Raw genomic sequence first — 14,341 nt, 5'->3', positions numbered from 1 at the left:
CCCCGTGTGGAGCTCGCCATGATCTCGCCGACCGAGACGGAGACCGCCTTCGATCCCAACGCCGACCGGCTGCGGGAGGAATGCGGCGTCTTCGGGATCTACGGCCATGCCGATGCCGCGGCGCTGACGGCGCTGGGCCTGCATGCGCTCCAGCATCGCGGGCAGGAGGCGGCGGGCATCGTCTCTTTCGACGGCACCCGCTTCCACTCGGAACGGCGGCTCGGCCTCGTCGGCGATGCCTTCTCGGAAGCGAGCGTCATCGACAAGCTCAAGGGCAAGCAGGCGATCGGCCATGTCCGCTATTCGACGACGGGCGAGACCATCCTGCGCAACGTCCAGCCTCTCTTCGCCGAGCTGCATGGCGGCGGGTTCGCCCTGGCGCATAACGGCAACCTCACCAACGGGCTGACGCTGCGCCGCAACCTCGTGCGCGACGGCGCGATCTACCAGTCGACCTCCGATACCGAGGTGCTGCTGCATCTGGTGGCGCGCAGCCGCAAGCAGAATTTCGTCGACCGTTTCGTCGAGGGCATCCGCCAGATCGAGGGCGCCTATGCCTTCGTCGGCATGACCAACAAGAAGCTGATCGGTGCGCGCGATCCGCTTGGCATCCGCCCGCTGGTGCTGGGCGAGCTCGACGGCTGTCCGATCCTGACCTCCGAGACCTGCGCGCTCGACATCATCGGCGCCAAGTTCATCCGCGAGGTCGAGAACGGCGAGGTGCTCATCGTCTCCGAGAGCGGCATCGAAAGCCACAAGCCCTTCCCGCCGATCGCGGAACGGCCCTGCATCTTCGAATACATCTACTTCGCCCGGCCCGATTCCATCGTGAAGGGCCGCAGCATCTATGAGCGCCGCAAGGCGATGGGCGCCGTGCTGGCGCAGGAATCCCCCGCCAACGCCGATGTGGTCGTGCCGGTGCCGGATTCGGGCGTACCGGCGGCGCTGGGCTATGCCCAGGCCAGCGGCATCCCCTTCGAGCTCGGCATCATCCGCAACCACTATGTCGGGCGCACCTTCATCGAGCCGACGCAGAAGGTCCGCGAGCTCGGCGTCAAGCTGAAGCACTCGGCCAACCGCTCGGTGGTCGAAGGCAAGAGCATCGTGCTGGTCGACGATTCGATCGTGCGCGGCACGACCTCCTTCAAGATCGTCAAGATGATGCGCGAGGCCGGCGCCCGCGAGGTGCATTTCCGCATCTCCTCGCCGCCGATCACCCATCCCGACTATTACGGCATCGACACGCCCGACCGCGAGAAGCTGCTCGCCGCGACGCATTCCCTCGAGGAGATGCGGCAGTTCGTCGGCGCCGACTCGCTCGCCTTCATCTCGGTGGATGGGCTTTATCGCGCCATGGGTCATGAGCGGCGCGATCCGCTGAGGCCGCAATTCACCGACCACTGCTTCACCGGCGACTACCCGACCTCGCTGACCGACGTGATCGGCGAGAGCGCCAAGCAGCAGATCTCCCTGCTGGCCGAAGCCGGCTGAACCGGCGGCGTCTGATGTCCAAGCCTTTGCAGGGGCGTATCGCGCTCGTCACCGGCGCCTCGCGCGGCATTGGTCGTGCGGCGGCGCTCGCCTTCGCCGCAGCCGGCGCCCATGTCGTGGCGCTCGCCCGCACCACAGGCGCGCTCGAGGAACTGGACGACGAGATCAACGCGCTCGGCGGCAGCGCCACGCTGGTGCCGCTCGACCTCGCCGATGCGGGCGGGCTCGAGAAGCTCGGTCCTGCCCTGCTGGAGCGCTGGGGCAAGCTCGACATCCTGCTCGCCAATGCCGGCGTCCTCGGTTCCCTCTCCCCGCTCGGCCACGTGACCGAGAAGGACTGGGCCAAGGTGCTCGACATCAACGTCACGGCCAACTGGCGATTGATCAAGTCGCTCGATCCGGCGCTGCGCGCTTCCGACGCTGGACGCGTCATCCTGCTCTCCTCGGGCGCGGCGCATAAATGCCTGGCCTATTGGGGGCCGTACTCGATCTCCAAGGCGGCTGTGGAGGCTCTGGGGCGCACCTATGCGGCCGAGACGGCGACGACCCCGGTCAAGGTCATGCTGGTCAATCCCGGCCCGCTGCGCACCAAGATGCGTGCCGAGGCGATGCCGGGCGAAGACCCGGCGACGCTGAAGACGCCGGGGGACCTCGCGCCGCATCTCGTCACGCTGGCCTCGCCGGACTGGGCCGACAGCGGCAAGATCTTCGACTTCCCGCAAGGCAGGGTGCTGGCGCCGCAGATGCCGGCCTGAGAGCGTCTCGCCGCTCCCGACCATCGGAGGCAGAATGCTCGCAGGTTTCGTCTGGCGTCCGCTTTCCCTCCCGGCCCTCGGCGCGGCTATGGTCCTGACCACCGGACATGCTCTTGCCGATGACGGGGCGGCATCTCCTCGCCCGGCCATTTCGGACTTGCGCCAAACCTGTCGCTCCGGCCTCACGGAAGCGGCCCTCGATCCGCTGGAGAGCATCGCCCGCCATGACCGGGCTCTGGCGGCCTGCAATGCCTTGATCGACAAGGGCGGTCTCGCAGGTGACGCGCTTGCCGCGGCCCTGCTCGATCGCGCGGACCTGCTGGCGCCGGGGACGGGCGCAATCTACGCGCGAGCGCTCGCCGATTACGACCGCGCCATCGCGCTTGCGCCGACGCTCGCGGTCGCCTTCTGGAAGCGCGGAAAGGCCCATCTATTCTACATGCGGGATCTTCCGCGGGCCTTGAGCGATCTCGACACCGCCATCCGTCTCGACCCTGCGCAAGCAGAGTTCCTCGTAACGCGCGCCTCGATCCAGGCCTCGCTCGGTGAATCCGACAAGGCGCTCGCCGATCTCGATCGCGCTGTCGCCCTCGCCCCGGGATTGGAAAAGGCGCGCACCGTCCGCGGCCTGACCTATTTCAACAGGGGTGATACGGCCCGTGCCATCGCCGACTTCAGCGAGGCGATCCGCCTCGCGCCCGAATCGGACGCGAATTACCGGTTCCGCGCCGCGGCCCGGCATGCGGCAAAAGACGAGGACGGGGCTCGGGCAGACGAGGCGAAGGCCAAGGAACTGTCGGCGCGCGACACGGGCAGACCGGCCGGCGTCACTCGGCCCTGAGCCAGCGCAGCAGCCCGGCCTGATCGTCGCTCTCGACCGCCGCAGCGACCCGCCGGCCCACGGCCGCGCCGAATTTGTAGCCGTGGCCCGAACAGGCCGAGACGACCGTGGCCCGGCCGATCTGCCGCGAGAGGAACCTCTTGTCGGCGGTGAAGGTGTGGGCGGACGCGGTGCTGGTCGCCGGACGCGGCGTAGGGGTTGGGGATCTGCGGTGCCTGCTCGAACAGCGTACCGCATGCCCGCGCCGGTTCAACGACCAGGCGGTCGAAAGACCGGCGATGCCGGCGCCCACGACCGCGATACGCATCAGCCCTTGCGTTCCTTGTCGTAAGGATTGTGGCCGCCGCGCGTATGCAGCCGGATCGGCGTGCCCGGCAGCTCGAAGGCCTCGCGCAGATTGTTGACGAGGTAGCGGGTGTAGGACACCGGCAGGTGGTCGAGCTGGTTGCCGAACAGAGCGAAGGTCGGCGGTCGGGCCTTGGCCTGCGTCATGTAGCGGATCTTGATGCGGCGCCCGGCCACCGCCGGTGGCGGATGGGCCGAGAGAACGCCTTCGAGCCAGCGGTTGATGCGCGCGGTCGAGACGCGGCGGTTCCACACCTCATAGGCCGAGAACACACCCTGCATCAGCCGGTCGATGCCCTCGCCGGCGAGGCCCGAGAGCGGGATGATCGGCACGCCGCGCACCTGCGCCAGCAGATGGTTGGCCTTCTCCTTGAGCTCGGCGAGCAGGCCCTGCTTGTCGGCGACGAGGTCCCATTTGTTGAGGCCGATGACGACGGCCCTGCCCTCGCGCTCGGTCAGGTCGACCAGCGTCAGGTCCTGCTTCTCGAAAGGAATGGTCGCATCGAGCAGTACGACCACGACCTCGGCGAAGCGGATGGCGCGCAGCGAATCCGCTACTGAGAGCTTCTCCAGCTTCTCCTCGATGCGGGCGCGCTTGCGCATGCCGGCCGTGTCGAAGAGCTTGACCTTGCGGCCGCGCCATTCCCAGTCGACCGAGATGGTGTCGCGGGTGATGCCGGCCTCAGGGCCGGTGAGCAGCCGCTCCTCGCCGATCATGCGGTTGACCAGCGTCGACTTGCCGGCGTTGGGCCGGCCGATGATGGTGACGCGCAGCGGCCGGTCCGGATCGATATCCTCTTCGGTCCCCTCTCCTGCGACGTTCTCCCAGGCGGCCTCGCTCTCCTCCCCATCCTCATCGGGCTCGTCGTCGATGAAAGGGGCGAGCGCTTCCAGCAGATCCGAAGTGCCCTCGCCATGCTCGGCCGAGAACGGCACGGGATCGCCGAGGCCGAGCGAATAGGCGTCGATGATGCCGTCCGCGCCCTTTTTGCCCTCGGCCTTGTTGGCCAGCAGGATCACCGGCTTGCCGGAGCGGCGCACCAATTCGGCGAAGGGCTGGTCCATCGGCGTCAGGCCCAGCCGGGCGTCGATCATGAAGACGACGACATCGGCCTGGGCGATCGCCGTCTCGGTCTGGGCGCGCATGCGGCCCAAAAGTGAATCCTTGTCGGCCTCTTCCAGACCGGCGGTGTCGATGACCTTGAAGCGCAGATGGCCGAGCGAGGCGTCGCCCTCGCGGCGGTCGCGCGTCACGCCCGGGCGGTCATCGACCAGCGCGAGCTTCTTGCCGACGAGCCGGTTGAACAGGGTCGACTTGCCGACATTGGGGCGCCCGATGAGGGCAACGATGGCTGTCATTCGCTTCACATCTTCCGTCGTCATCCCAGCCACGCAAAGCGCAGAGCCGAGATCCATTGCCTGAACCTTAGCTGGAAACGCTCAGGCATGGATCCCGGGTCTCCCTGCGGTCGCCGGGATGACGCGCGCGATGATAAGGGTTTTTTCTAGTTCTGCACCGTCACCGGCCCGCCACGGACCAGCGCGAGGTAGAGGTCGGCCCGCTGACGCTCGGCCTGCGGTGTCGCCGGATCAGTGACGATGGCGTCGAACCAGCGCCCGGCATCCTCGAAGAGGTTGTTCTTCAGGGCCGAGACGCCGAGGAATTCGCGCGCGGAATGGCGCCAGATGCCCTGCGGCGTCGCCAGCGGCTCCAGCGCCTGCTTGATCTCGGCATAGGGAACGAGATCGACGCGCAGGATGCCGGCGCGCAGCCGGGCCAGGTCGCGATAGCTCTGGTCGAGCGAGCCGTTATTGGCGAGCGCGTCGAAGGCGGTGGCGCCGGCGGCGGGATCGTTCTTGGCCGTCTCGGCGGCGAGACGGAAGCGGGCGATCTCGCGATAGCCGGCCGGTGCACCCGCGGCGAGCTCCTTCAGGATCGACTCAGCCTGGGTGCTATCGCCGTCGCGCGAGGATTTCAGCGCCGCCTCGAAGCGAGCGCCGACGGCCGCCGCCGCCTGATTCTGCTGGTGCTGCCAGAACTGCCAGCCGGCCATGCCGATCACGGCAAGCACGGCCAGCGCCACAGCGGCCCAGCCGTACTTCTTCCAGAACTGCGCCGCCTTGTCCCGGCGGACTTCCTCATCGATCTCGCGAAAAATATCGGCCATTTGACTGTCAAAATCCCTGTTGGGAGCCCGGTAGCATTTTCACGGCCGGAATGCGAGCCGGTTCAACGACCGTGGCGTCGCAGATTGCAGCATCGACGTGGACGGCCCGGCGGCCGCCATGGCAGAACACGGCACGAGGCTTGCTGTGACTCGCTGGAAAGCGGGCAGATCGCCGCTGCGGAGGCCGACATGGCTCAGAACATCATCTCGCGTTGCGGCATCGCTGCCCTCGCCCTTGCCACCCTTGCCCTTGGCACCATCACCTTGCCGGCGAGAGCCGCCTCGGAGCCGATCAAGGTCAAGGTCTTCGTCGCGGCGATGTTCGAGATCGGCGAGAATACGGGCGATCGCGCCGGCGAATTCCAGCACTGGTACGAGCGCTACTGGGTGAAAAGCCCGCCCCATGCCGTCAAAGGCGCGCTGAAGCCGGTCTATTGCAACGATGACGGCGTCTGCGGGGCCGTGCTCGGCATGGGCAAAGTCAACTCCTCCTCCTCGATGCAGGCGATCCTGCTCGACCCGGCCTATGACTTCTCGCAGGCCTATTTCATCCTGAGCGGCGTCGCCGGCACGCCGCCTTCGCGCGGCACCATCGGCGACGTCTCCTGGGCGAGCTGGCTCGTCGATTACGATCTCGGCCATCGCTGGGCGCCGGAGGAAGGCAAGCCGGGCGAGCCGGTCTTCATGCCGCGCAAGGGCTATGAGAGCTACCGCCTCTTCCAGCTCAACCCGGCGCTGGTCGGCTGGGCCGTCAAGCTGAGCCAGGGCACCAACCTGCAGGATTCCGATGCGGCGCGGCAATACCGCATGCGCTATCCGGAGAAGCGCGCGCAGGCTGCGCCGGCCGTGACGACCGGCACGCATATGACCGGCGACACCTTCTTCCACGGCCCCGGCCTGTCGAAGGAGGCCCAGTACATCGCCAAGCTCTACGGCGCCGACGATTATGTCATCACCGAGATGGAGGCGGCGGCGATCACGCTGGTGATCAAGCGCCAATTCGGCACCGACCGTGTCCTGAGCCTGCGCGGCGCGGTCAATTTCGACCAGGGCAACCCGAACGAGACGACGCTGCAGCATCTCGACCCGGCGCCGGGCCAGACCGCCGGCGGCTTCGCCGAAACCGTCGCCAATATCGAGGCGGCGGGCTCGCGCGTCGTCGATCACATCGTGACGGACTGGCCGGAATGGCAGAAGGGCGTGCCGCCGCTGCCGGGGAAGTAAGAGACTGGGAGCGTCATTCTCGGGCGAAGCGAAGCGCAGACCCGAGAATCTCAGGACGAGAAAGCACCGGTTTCAAAGATGCTCGGGTCAAGCCCGAGCATGACGGCTGCGGTCAGCCCGCCCTGAACAGCAGGCTGCCGTCGCCATAGCTGTAGAAGCGGTATTGCTCAGCGATCGCATGGGCATAGGCACGTTTCATCACGTCGAGTCCGCAGAAGGCGGAGACGAGCATGAACAGCGTCGAGCGCGGCAGATGGAAATTGGTCATCAGCACGTCGACCGCGCGGAAGCGATAGCCCGGCGTGATGAAGATCGCCGTGTCGCCGGAGAAGGGCCGGATCGCCCCGTCCTCGCCGGTCGCGCTTTCGAGGAGGCGCAGCGAGGTCGTGCCGGCGGCGACGATGCGCCCGCCCCTCGCCTTCACCGCGTTGAGCGCGGCCGCCGTCTCCGCCGAGACCGTGCCCCATTCGGCATGCATGCGGTGTTCGTCGGTGTCCTCGGCCTTGACCGGCAGAAAGGTGCCGGCGCCGACATGCAGCGTGACGAAATGGCGGGAGATGCCGCGCGCCTCCAGGCCTGCGAACAGCTCCGGCGTGAAATGTAAGCCAGCCGTCGGCGCCGCGACGGCGCCCTCATGACGGGCGTAGGACGTCTGGTAATCGCGGGCATCGGCGGGGTCGGCGGGCCGCTTGCCGGCGATATAGGGCGGCAGCGGCAATTCGCCGAGCCGCGCGATCGCCTCATCGAGATAGGCGCCGGTCAGGCTGAAGCGCAACTCGACCTCGCCGCCCTCGCCCTTCTCCAGGACTTCGGCCTGCAAGCGGCCGAGCTCGCAGGCGTTGCTGGCGCCATCCGCGTCGAACATGACGGTCTCACCCAATGCCAGCTTCTTGGCTGGGCGGGCGAAGGCGCGCCAGCGATCCTCGCTCTCGCGCTTGTGCAGCATGATCTCGACGCGTGCCGAATCCTCGCCGCGATAGCGCCGGCCGCGCAGGCGCGAGGGAATCACGCGGGTATCGTTGAGAACGAGCGCGTCGCCCGGCTGCAGCAGGGACGGCAGGTCACGGATGCCGAGATCGGCGAAGGGCCGGGCTGAGTCAGGACGCACCACGAGCAGACGCGCCGCATCGCGCGGGCTTGCCGGCCTCAGTGCGATACGGTCCTCGGGCAGATCGAAATCGAAGAGGCCGACATCCATCGGTCTACATCTCTCTTCAAACGCAAAGAGCCCTCATTCCGGGCGTCGAACGCGGCTGGCGCCGCATCTCCCGGAACGAGGGCTCGGGTTGAGCGAAGCGATCAGGCCGCGTCGGCCATCACCTTCATCGAGACGATGGAGTCGGGATCGCGCACGGGCTCGCCGCGCTTGATCTTGTCGACATTCTCCATGCCTTCGACGACCTGGCCCCAGACGGTGTACTGCTTGTCGAGGAAGCGGGCATCGTCGAAGACGATGAAGAACTGGCTGTTGGCCGAGTTCGGGTTCTGGGAGCGGGCCATCGAGCAGATGCCGCGGACATGCGGCTCGGCGTTGAATTCCTGCTTCAGGTCAGGATAGTCCGAGCCGCCGGTGCCCGTGCCATGGGGGCAGCCGACCTGCGCCATGAAGCCGTCGATGACGCGGTGGAAGACGATGCCGTCATAGAAGCCCTCGCGAGCGAGCGTCTTGATGCGCTCGACATGGCCCGGAGCGAGGTCGGGGCGCAGCTTGATGACCACCTTGCCCTTGGTCGTCTCCATGACGATGGTGTTTTCTGGATCGAGCGACATCAGCTCTGCCTTTCGTTAAGCGGCACGTGGCCGTGGAAGCGTATGATGAAGGGTCGCCCCGCGATACTCGCTCCGAGGCCCTTCGACAACCTCATCGGCGTGCAGGCATGCACGGCGGCAACGGCGGACTCGCTGAAGCGTCTCTGGAACGCGGGATCGCCCCGCCGGGTTTCCCAGGTCACGCGCGGCTGGCCGAACAGCGTGCCGTCACGCCGCAGGCTGAAGCGGAGCGAGACCATCGCGCCGGTCAGGTCGCCCGGCAGCGGCGGCGGCTGCCAGCAGCGGCGCAGGGCCGGCGCGATGTCGGTGAGCTTGTCGACAGCCTCGTCCGGCTCGTTCGGCGTCTGGGGCGAGACGTCGCCGATCAGACCGATCTCGCCCGCGCCGCCCCTGAGGCGAGACGGGCCGATCCGGCGCTGATCGATGCCGGGGATGTCGTTGCCGCTGAACGGCCCACCGACGCCCGGAGCGTAGCGCTGGCCGCTCTGCGGCGGCAGGATCGGGTTCTGCGAGCCGGAAGGCGGCGGCAGAACCGGATTCTGCGAGCCCGAGGGCGGTGGCCGGCCGAGATCGAGCGTTTCCTGCGCGGCGGCCGGCGCGAGCGCCGCGCCGAGGAGAAAGGCAGTCAAGACGAGAGGGCGCATGGCCTGCTCCTTTGCACCAGCCTGCCCCATCCGCCGGAGACGCTCACGCCCGACCTGGCCCGCTTACTCGGTCCGCTTACTTGGCGTCCGCCTGCATCCGCATGGAGACGATCTTGTCCGGGTTCGTGACCTGACCGCTGCCGGGCGCGCCCTTCTTGATCTTGCGCACGGCATCCATGCCGGAGACGACTTCGCCGAAGAGCGTGTAGCTGCCGGTCAGAGAGCCGCAGCCCTCGTAGCAGATGAAGAACTGCGAATTGGCGGAATTCGGCGATTGCGAGCGCGCCATGCCGACGGAACCGACCTTGTAGGGCGTCTGGCTGAACTCGGCCGGGATGTTCGGCAGGTCGGAGCCGCCGGTGCCGGTGCCGGTCGGATCGCCGGTCTGGGCCATGAAGCCGTCGATGACGCGGTGGAAGACGACGCCGTCATAGAAGCCGCGCTTCACCAGCGCCTTGATCTGCGCGACATGCTTCGGCGCCAGATCGGGCCGCAGGCGGATCGTCACCGGGCCGTCCTTGGTGGTCAGCACCACGGTGTTGTCGGGATCGGGCTTCGGCGCGGCAGTCTGTGCCTGGGCAAAGCCGAGCGAGGCGAGAAGGGCAAAAGCGGCGAGCGAGCTGCGCAGCATGAAGATCTCCATGGCCGCAAATGAGGCGGCGACCTTTCGGTCAGTAGCGATATCCTTTGACCGGAACAAGGCATGCGGCGGCCGAGAATCCAGCCTTGTTGCACTGCACAAGTGCAGCCGAGAATGAATTTGCAAAAAGTTGAGGCTGGAGGTGCCTAAACTGATGACAACTCCGTCACAATCGGCTAATCCTTCTTGCGCTGGGCACGCTTTGTTAAGGCAAGGCGCCGCGGACCAGGTCTCGGGAGGAACGAACGCCCGCTAGTATGCAAGTCGTACGCACATAGACGTACGCCGATACTGCGGAAAAAGGCGGACTCACCAAGGCAAGGCTGCGGCCTTGCCTTTTTTCTTTTGGGGCTCCCGTTGAGGCGCCGCGTGAGCGACGCCCCAGCCTGAATCGATATGGCGACTGCGAATGGCGGGCTCGAACCGCGAGCCCTTTTCGCAGCAGACGCCGCAGCCTCCGTCGCTCGAGCCGTTTCCCGATCATGGCGAAGCCGTGGAAGGCATGGGGGCTCGAAAACCGGCACCCGCGCCAAGAACTACAGCACGGCTCCCGTCGCGCGGGATCTCCAGAGCCGTTCTCGATCGGGCTCCGGCGACAGATCAAAAATTGCCACGGTCCCGGTTCGGATGTGACGTCGCAGAGCATCGCTGCGCTGCGTATCGATCCGAAGCCTGCCCAGGTCGTGGAATTCCTGAAGCCGTGTGTGCGAAACCGCCAGCTCGGACGCCAGCAGGCGATCGAGGCGCGTGCCGACGTGAAGCGGCACCGCCAACTCGATCTCCAACTCCGTCCAACGAGGAGCTTCGCCTATGACAGCCTTCGAGATGTCGTACCCGGGGAACTCGTCGATGCGTTGCGACTTGTGCCTCAATGCATCGAGGTTGAACGCTTCTGCCCGGATCCATTGCGGATCGTTGGACTGAAGCGCCTCCAGAACCGAAGGATCGATGTCGCGAACATTGCGTCGCTCGAAGAGCGGACGATTCCACGTCTTCTCGCAATCCACGCATTTGTAGATGAGCCAGGCGTCGAGCTTGCGGCCATTGGCGTTGAGCCGGATCTTCCCACTGGATTGGAAGGCTTTCAGCCCGCCGCAACCGCTACAAGCAATCCAAGGTCGGGGGGCGGTTTTGGGCGTGATGGTCCAACGGACCCGAAGTGCTCTGCACATAGTTGTCTTGGTCTTCAGTTCGGAAGTTCACCAAGATGGCGCGTGAGAGACCCTTGCCGGGCGCGGTATGGCGGTGTCGTGATGGTCGAAGAGCAGAGACAGCGGGAGCTGTGCTGGCGCATTTGAACAGTGCCAAACCGGTCTCTCGCCACCACCCGACGAACGCAATGATACGCCGACGGCGTTCCACCATCGGCTGTACGGGTGAACTGGATTGAGACCGGACTTACTTAGGCAAAGTCTACCTCGAGGCGCCAAAGCTCTTCGACGCCAGCGATAGCAGGTGATCGGTGCTAGCGGGAGCCCCGGGTAGCGCCCGAGGGAAAGAGCCGCCGGATGAGATAATTCTGCAACGACACCCGATGACGACGACCGAGCTGAAAAGCGCGCTTGAGAACGCAGCGGCCGCTTCAGAAGTCGTAATTCGCCCAGATATACCAGACGAAGACAAAGATGACGGCCGCGATGACCGAGGTGATCGCCGCCTTCTTCAGCAGCCCGGGCAGGACCGGCGCGCCGGGCTCGGTGCCGTCGACGACCTCCCCGCTTTCCTGCTGGCTGCGGATGCCGAAGGGCAGCACCGCGAACAGCACCGTCCACCAGATGATGAAATAGACCGCAAGCGCGCTGGCGATGGTCATGGCGTGGTCCCTGTCAGCGCGATGCAGGAAAAGGCGACGCGCGCCTCGGTCGGAACACCGAAACGGGCCGTGTGGCGCGCCGGCAGGCCGTTCGGGAAATGCTTCACATATTCGGCGTTGCAGGCGACGTAATCGGCCGGATCGGTGATCAGCATCGTCATCTGGACGACGCGATCGAGCGCGCTGCCCGCCTCTGCCAGAATCTCGGCGACCCGGCCCAGCGCGTTGCGCACCTCCTCGGCCGGCGTCGCGCCGCGATGGATGCCGCGCGCCGGATCATGCGGCGCGGAATGCCCGGAAACGAAGACGAGGCCGCCGGCAACCGTCGCGGCGCTGAAAGGGCGCGGCGAGCCGGGTTCAGGCTGGCCGAGAAAAACGATGTCGGACATGATTCAGGCCTGCTCCAGCTCGACCAGCGTGCCGAGGAAATCCTTGGGGTGCAGGAACAGCACCGGCTTGCCATGGGCGCCGATGCGCGGCTCGCCGGAACCGAGCACCCGGGCGCCCTGCTCCTTCAGCCGGTCGCGGGCGGCGAGGATGTCGTCGACCTCGTAGCAGATGTGATGGATGCCGCCGTCCGGGTTGCGCTCGAGGAACTTCGCGATCGGAGAATCGGCGCCGAGCGGCTCGAGCAGCTCGATCTTGGTATTGGGCAGTTCGACGAAGACGACGGTGACGCCGTGCTCCGGCTCGGGCTGCGGCTGCGAGACGCGCGCGCCGAGCGTGTCGCGATAGAGCGCCGTCGAGGCCGCGAGATCCTTCACGGCAATGGCGACGTGGTTGAGGCGTCCGATCATGTCTCTCTTCCCGCTCACACCCATCCTCGGAAACGCTACGTCATCCCGGACAAGCGGCGCAGCCGCGCCGATCCTGGATCCATCGAAGGGCGATGTCTCGCCTTATGATGGATTCCGGATCTCCGCTTCGCTGCGTCCGGAATGACGGTGCGTGACCGTACGAGATCGTACTCTAGACCTCGATCACCAGCGCATGCACCTGGGGCTTCTTGCCCCATTCCTCGTTGACGGCGCTGCGGACGCCGCGCTCCAGCGCATTGCGCAGAGCCTCGGGGTCGCGGCGGCGGGCCTTGGGAATGCCGTCGAGCAGTTCGGCGACGGTGTCGGCGACGTATTCTTCGAAATCCGTGCCGTCCTGCGTGCGCGGCGGCAGGCCGAGGATGGCGATCTCCGGCTCGCCGGCGATGCCACCCTTCTCGTCGACCGCGACCGCGACCGAGACCATGCCGGCGAAGGAGAGCCGACGGCGCTCGGCAATCGTCTTCTCCAGCGAATTCACCAGCAGGCTGCCATCCTGATAGAGCCGGCCATGCGGCGCCTCGTCGATCTTCCGCGCCCCCTCGGCCGAGATCGCGACGACATCGCCATTGACGGTGCGCAGCACATGCTTGACGCCGAGACTGCGGGCGAAGCTCTCATGCTCGGCGAGGTGCAGATCCTCGCCATGGGCGGGGATCGCGATCTGCGGCTTCAGCCAGCCATAGAGCCTGGCCATCTCCTCACGGCGCGGATGGCCGGACACGTGCACGAGATGGGTGCGGTCAGTGATGATCTCGATGTTGTCGCGCGCCAGGGCGTTCAGGATGTTGCCGACCGATTTCTCGTTGCCGGGGATGGTGCGCGAGGAAAAGATTACGCGATCGCCGGCCGAAAGCGCGATCTCGGGATGGTCATCGGCGGCGATGCGCGAGAGCGCGGCGCGCGGCTCGCCCTGGCTGCCGGTGACCAGCGCCACGACCTTGTCGCGCGGCAGGTAGCCATAGGCATCGACCGGGCGGAAGGACGGGATGCCGTCGAGATAGCCGCATTCGCGCGCGACATCGATGACGCGGTCCATGGCGCGTCCGACGACGACGACCTCGCGATCATTCGCCATCGCGGCTTCGGCGACGGCGCGCAGCCTTGCGACATTGGAAGCGAAGGTGGTGACGGCGACACGGCCCGGCGCGGAGGCGACCAGCTCCTTCAGCTTGGCCGCGACATCGGCCTCGCTCGGGCTGGTGCCGTCGCGCATGACGTTGGTCGAGTCGCAGATCAGGGCGAGCACGCCCTCCTCCCCGAGCTCGCGCAGGCGCTTCTCATCGGTCGGCAGGCCGACGCGCGGGGTCGGGTCGATCTTCCAGTCGCCGGTATGGACGACGAGGCCGGCCGGGGTGCGGATGGCAAGTGCGTTCGACTCGGGGATGGAGTGCGCGACGGGCACGAACTCGATGTCGAAGGGGCCGAGCGTGATGCGCCCGCCCTGCGGCACGACATTGATCTCGACCTTGGGCGCGCCGGGCTCCGAGAGGCGGCGCGTGCCGAGCAGGCCGGCGGCGAATCGCGTGCAGTAGACCGGGGCGCGCAGGCTCGGCCAGAGCGCCGCGAGCGCGCCGATATGGTCCTCATGGGCGTGGGTGATGACGATGCCGATGAGGTTCGCCCGCTCCTCGATGATATAGCGCAGGTCGGGCAGGACGATGTCGACGCCCGGCGCCTCCGGCCCGGCGAAGGACAGGCCGCAATCGACCAGGATCCATTTTCGCCGCCCTTCCGGCCCGAAGCCGTAGAGGGCAGCGTTCATGCCGATCTCGCCGAGGCCGCCAAGGGGAACGAAAACAAGCTGGTCGCTGGAACGGGTCACGGATGATCCT

The 14,341-nt window shown here is 66.7% G+C and carries 16 protein-coding genes; 4 read left to right on the top strand and 12 right to left on the bottom strand.

What is annotated here, in order from left to right:
* The first annotated feature begins 18 nt into the window (after positions 1-18).
* The 3 genes from purF to IED13_RS05225 all read left to right on the top strand — a co-directional run bounded on the left by purF (position 19) and on the right by IED13_RS05225 (position 3,087).
* On the top strand, positions 19-1,491 hold the full coding sequence (gene purF, locus IED13_RS05235) for an amidophosphoribosyltransferase (RefSeq protein ID WP_112762120.1): 1,473 nt from the start codon (positions 19-21) through the stop codon (positions 1,489-1,491).
* 14 nt (positions 1,492-1,505) lie between these two features.
* Positions 1,506-2,246, top strand: coding sequence for an SDR family NAD(P)-dependent oxidoreductase (locus IED13_RS05230; protein ID WP_191123571.1), 741 nt, complete (start codon positions 1,506-1,508; stop codon positions 2,244-2,246).
* 157 nt (positions 2,247-2,403) lie between these two features.
* Positions 2,404-3,087 carry a tetratricopeptide repeat protein gene (locus IED13_RS05225; protein ID WP_191123570.1) on the top strand — a complete coding sequence of 228 codons (684 nt, stop codon included), beginning with the start codon at positions 2,404-2,406 and terminating at the stop codon, positions 3,085-3,087.
* Here the strand turns inward: IED13_RS05225 and IED13_RS29325 are convergent.
* The 3 genes from IED13_RS29325 to IED13_RS05210 form a co-directional block, all read right to left on the bottom strand.
* A complete protein-coding gene (locus IED13_RS29325) occupies positions 3,074-3,394 on the bottom strand; it encodes an NAD(P)-binding protein (protein ID WP_191123569.1) in 321 nt (106 codons plus the stop codon). The two genes, IED13_RS05225 and IED13_RS29325, sit on opposite strands and share 14 nt — an antisense overlap.
* Entirely contained in the window at positions 3,394-4,791 is a 1,398-nt protein-coding gene (gene der, locus IED13_RS05215) for a ribosome biogenesis GTPase Der (RefSeq protein ID WP_038368697.1), read from the bottom strand. The genes IED13_RS29325 and der overlap by 1 nt, the downstream gene beginning before the upstream one ends.
* A gap of 146 nt (positions 4,792-4,937) precedes the next feature.
* Positions 4,938-5,600 carry a tetratricopeptide repeat protein gene (locus tag IED13_RS05210; RefSeq protein ID WP_191123568.1) on the bottom strand — a complete coding sequence of 221 codons (663 nt, stop codon included), beginning with the start codon at positions 5,598-5,600 and terminating at the stop codon, positions 4,938-4,940.
* A gap of 189 nt (positions 5,601-5,789) precedes the next feature.
* On the opposite strand from IED13_RS05210, the gene IED13_RS05205 reads away from it, so the two are divergent.
* A complete protein-coding gene (locus tag IED13_RS05205; protein WP_191123567.1) occupies positions 5,790-6,824 on the top strand; it encodes a purine-nucleoside phosphorylase in 1,035 nt (344 codons plus the stop codon).
* Positions 6,825-6,936: 112 nt separating this feature from the next.
* Here IED13_RS05205 and queA read toward each other — a convergent pair whose 3' ends face one another.
* The 9 genes from queA to IED13_RS05160 all read right to left on the bottom strand — a co-directional run bounded on the left by queA (position 6,937) and on the right by IED13_RS05160 (position 14,331).
* Positions 6,937-8,022: a tRNA preQ1(34) S-adenosylmethionine ribosyltransferase-isomerase QueA gene (gene queA / locus IED13_RS05200; RefSeq protein ID WP_191123566.1), complete on the bottom strand. Its 1,086-nt coding sequence runs from the start codon at positions 8,020-8,022 to the stop codon at positions 6,937-6,939.
* Between the two features lie 101 nt (positions 8,023-8,123).
* A complete protein-coding gene (locus tag IED13_RS05195) occupies positions 8,124-8,594 on the bottom strand; it encodes a peptidylprolyl isomerase (protein ID WP_038367672.1) in 471 nt (156 codons plus the stop codon).
* Positions 8,594-9,238, bottom strand: coding sequence for a hypothetical protein (locus tag IED13_RS05190; protein ID WP_051988449.1), 645 nt, complete (start codon positions 9,236-9,238; stop codon positions 8,594-8,596). Before IED13_RS05190 ends, IED13_RS05195 begins: the two co-directional genes overlap by 1 nt.
* Before the next feature lie 76 nt (positions 9,239-9,314).
* Positions 9,315-9,869, bottom strand: a complete 555-nt coding sequence (locus tag IED13_RS05185; protein WP_038368701.1) for a peptidylprolyl isomerase — start codon at positions 9,867-9,869, stop codon at positions 9,315-9,317.
* A 545-nt stretch (positions 9,870-10,414) separates the two neighbouring features.
* Positions 10,415-11,050: a DUF1062 domain-containing protein gene (locus tag IED13_RS05180; RefSeq protein ID WP_191123565.1), complete on the bottom strand. Its 636-nt coding sequence runs from the start codon at positions 11,048-11,050 to the stop codon at positions 10,415-10,417.
* A gap of 410 nt (positions 11,051-11,460) precedes the next feature.
* Positions 11,461-11,691, bottom strand: coding sequence for a DUF1467 family protein (locus IED13_RS05175; RefSeq protein WP_113253092.1), 231 nt, complete (start codon positions 11,689-11,691; stop codon positions 11,461-11,463).
* Positions 11,688-12,080: a RidA family protein gene (locus IED13_RS05170; RefSeq protein WP_191123564.1), complete on the bottom strand. Its 393-nt coding sequence runs from the start codon at positions 12,078-12,080 to the stop codon at positions 11,688-11,690. Before IED13_RS05170 ends, IED13_RS05175 begins: the two co-directional genes overlap by 4 nt.
* Before the next feature lie 3 nt (positions 12,081-12,083).
* A complete protein-coding gene (gene mce, locus IED13_RS05165; protein WP_133564106.1) occupies positions 12,084-12,488 on the bottom strand; it encodes a methylmalonyl-CoA epimerase in 405 nt (134 codons plus the stop codon).
* Positions 12,489-12,660: 172 nt separating this feature from the next.
* Positions 12,661-14,331 carry a ribonuclease J gene (locus IED13_RS05160; protein WP_038367681.1) on the bottom strand — a complete coding sequence of 557 codons (1,671 nt, stop codon included), beginning with the start codon at positions 14,329-14,331 and terminating at the stop codon, positions 12,661-12,663.
* Positions 14,332-14,341 lie beyond the last annotated feature (10 nt).

It is taken from the genome of Allobosea spartocytisi (assembly GCF_014764685.1).
Taxonomy (GTDB): Bacteria; Pseudomonadota; Alphaproteobacteria; order Rhizobiales; family Beijerinckiaceae; genus Allobosea; species Allobosea spartocytisi.
The sequence above is the reverse complement of the archived record's forward strand: the minus strand, read 5'-3'. Positions and strand labels throughout refer to the sequence as shown.

Bases quoted from the DNA above. Each gene is read 5' to 3' on its own strand.
- purF (WP_112762120.1), top strand. From the start codon at position 19: ATGATCTCGCCGACCGAGACGGAGACCGCCTTCGATCCCAACGCCGAC.
- IED13_RS05230 (WP_191123571.1), top strand. From the start codon at position 1,506: ATGTCCAAGCCTTTGCAGGGGCGTATCGCGCTCGTCACCGGCGCCTCG.
- IED13_RS29325 (WP_191123569.1), bottom strand. From the start codon at position 3,394: ATGCGTATCGCGGTCGTGGGCGCCGGCATCGCCGGTCTTTCGACCGCC.
- der (WP_038368697.1), bottom strand. From the start codon at position 4,791: ATGACAGCCATCGTTGCCCTCATCGGGCGCCCCAATGTCGGCAAGTCG.
- IED13_RS05210 (WP_191123568.1), bottom strand. From the start codon at position 5,600: ATGGCCGATATTTTTCGCGAGATCGATGAGGAAGTCCGCCGGGACAAG.
- IED13_RS05205 (WP_191123567.1), top strand. From the start codon at position 5,790: ATGGCTCAGAACATCATCTCGCGTTGCGGCATCGCTGCCCTCGCCCTT.
- queA (WP_191123566.1), bottom strand. From the start codon at position 8,022: ATGGATGTCGGCCTCTTCGATTTCGATCTGCCCGAGGACCGTATCGCA.
- IED13_RS05195 (WP_038367672.1), bottom strand. From the start codon at position 8,594: ATGTCGCTCGATCCAGAAAACACCATCGTCATGGAGACGACCAAGGGC.
- IED13_RS05190 (WP_051988449.1), bottom strand. From the start codon at position 9,238: ATGCGCCCTCTCGTCTTGACTGCCTTTCTCCTCGGCGCGGCGCTCGCG.
- IED13_RS05185 (WP_038368701.1), bottom strand. From the start codon at position 9,869: ATGCTGCGCAGCTCGCTCGCCGCTTTTGCCCTTCTCGCCTCGCTCGGC.
- IED13_RS05180 (WP_191123565.1), bottom strand. From the start codon at position 11,050: ATGTGCAGAGCACTTCGGGTCCGTTGGACCATCACGCCCAAAACCGCC.
- IED13_RS05175 (WP_113253092.1), bottom strand. From the start codon at position 11,691: ATGACCATCGCCAGCGCGCTTGCGGTCTATTTCATCATCTGGTGGACG.
- IED13_RS05170 (WP_191123564.1), bottom strand. From the start codon at position 12,080: ATGTCCGACATCGTTTTTCTCGGCCAGCCTGAACCCGGCTCGCCGCGC.
- mce (WP_133564106.1), bottom strand. From the start codon at position 12,488: ATGATCGGACGCCTCAACCACGTCGCCATTGCCGTGAAGGATCTCGCG.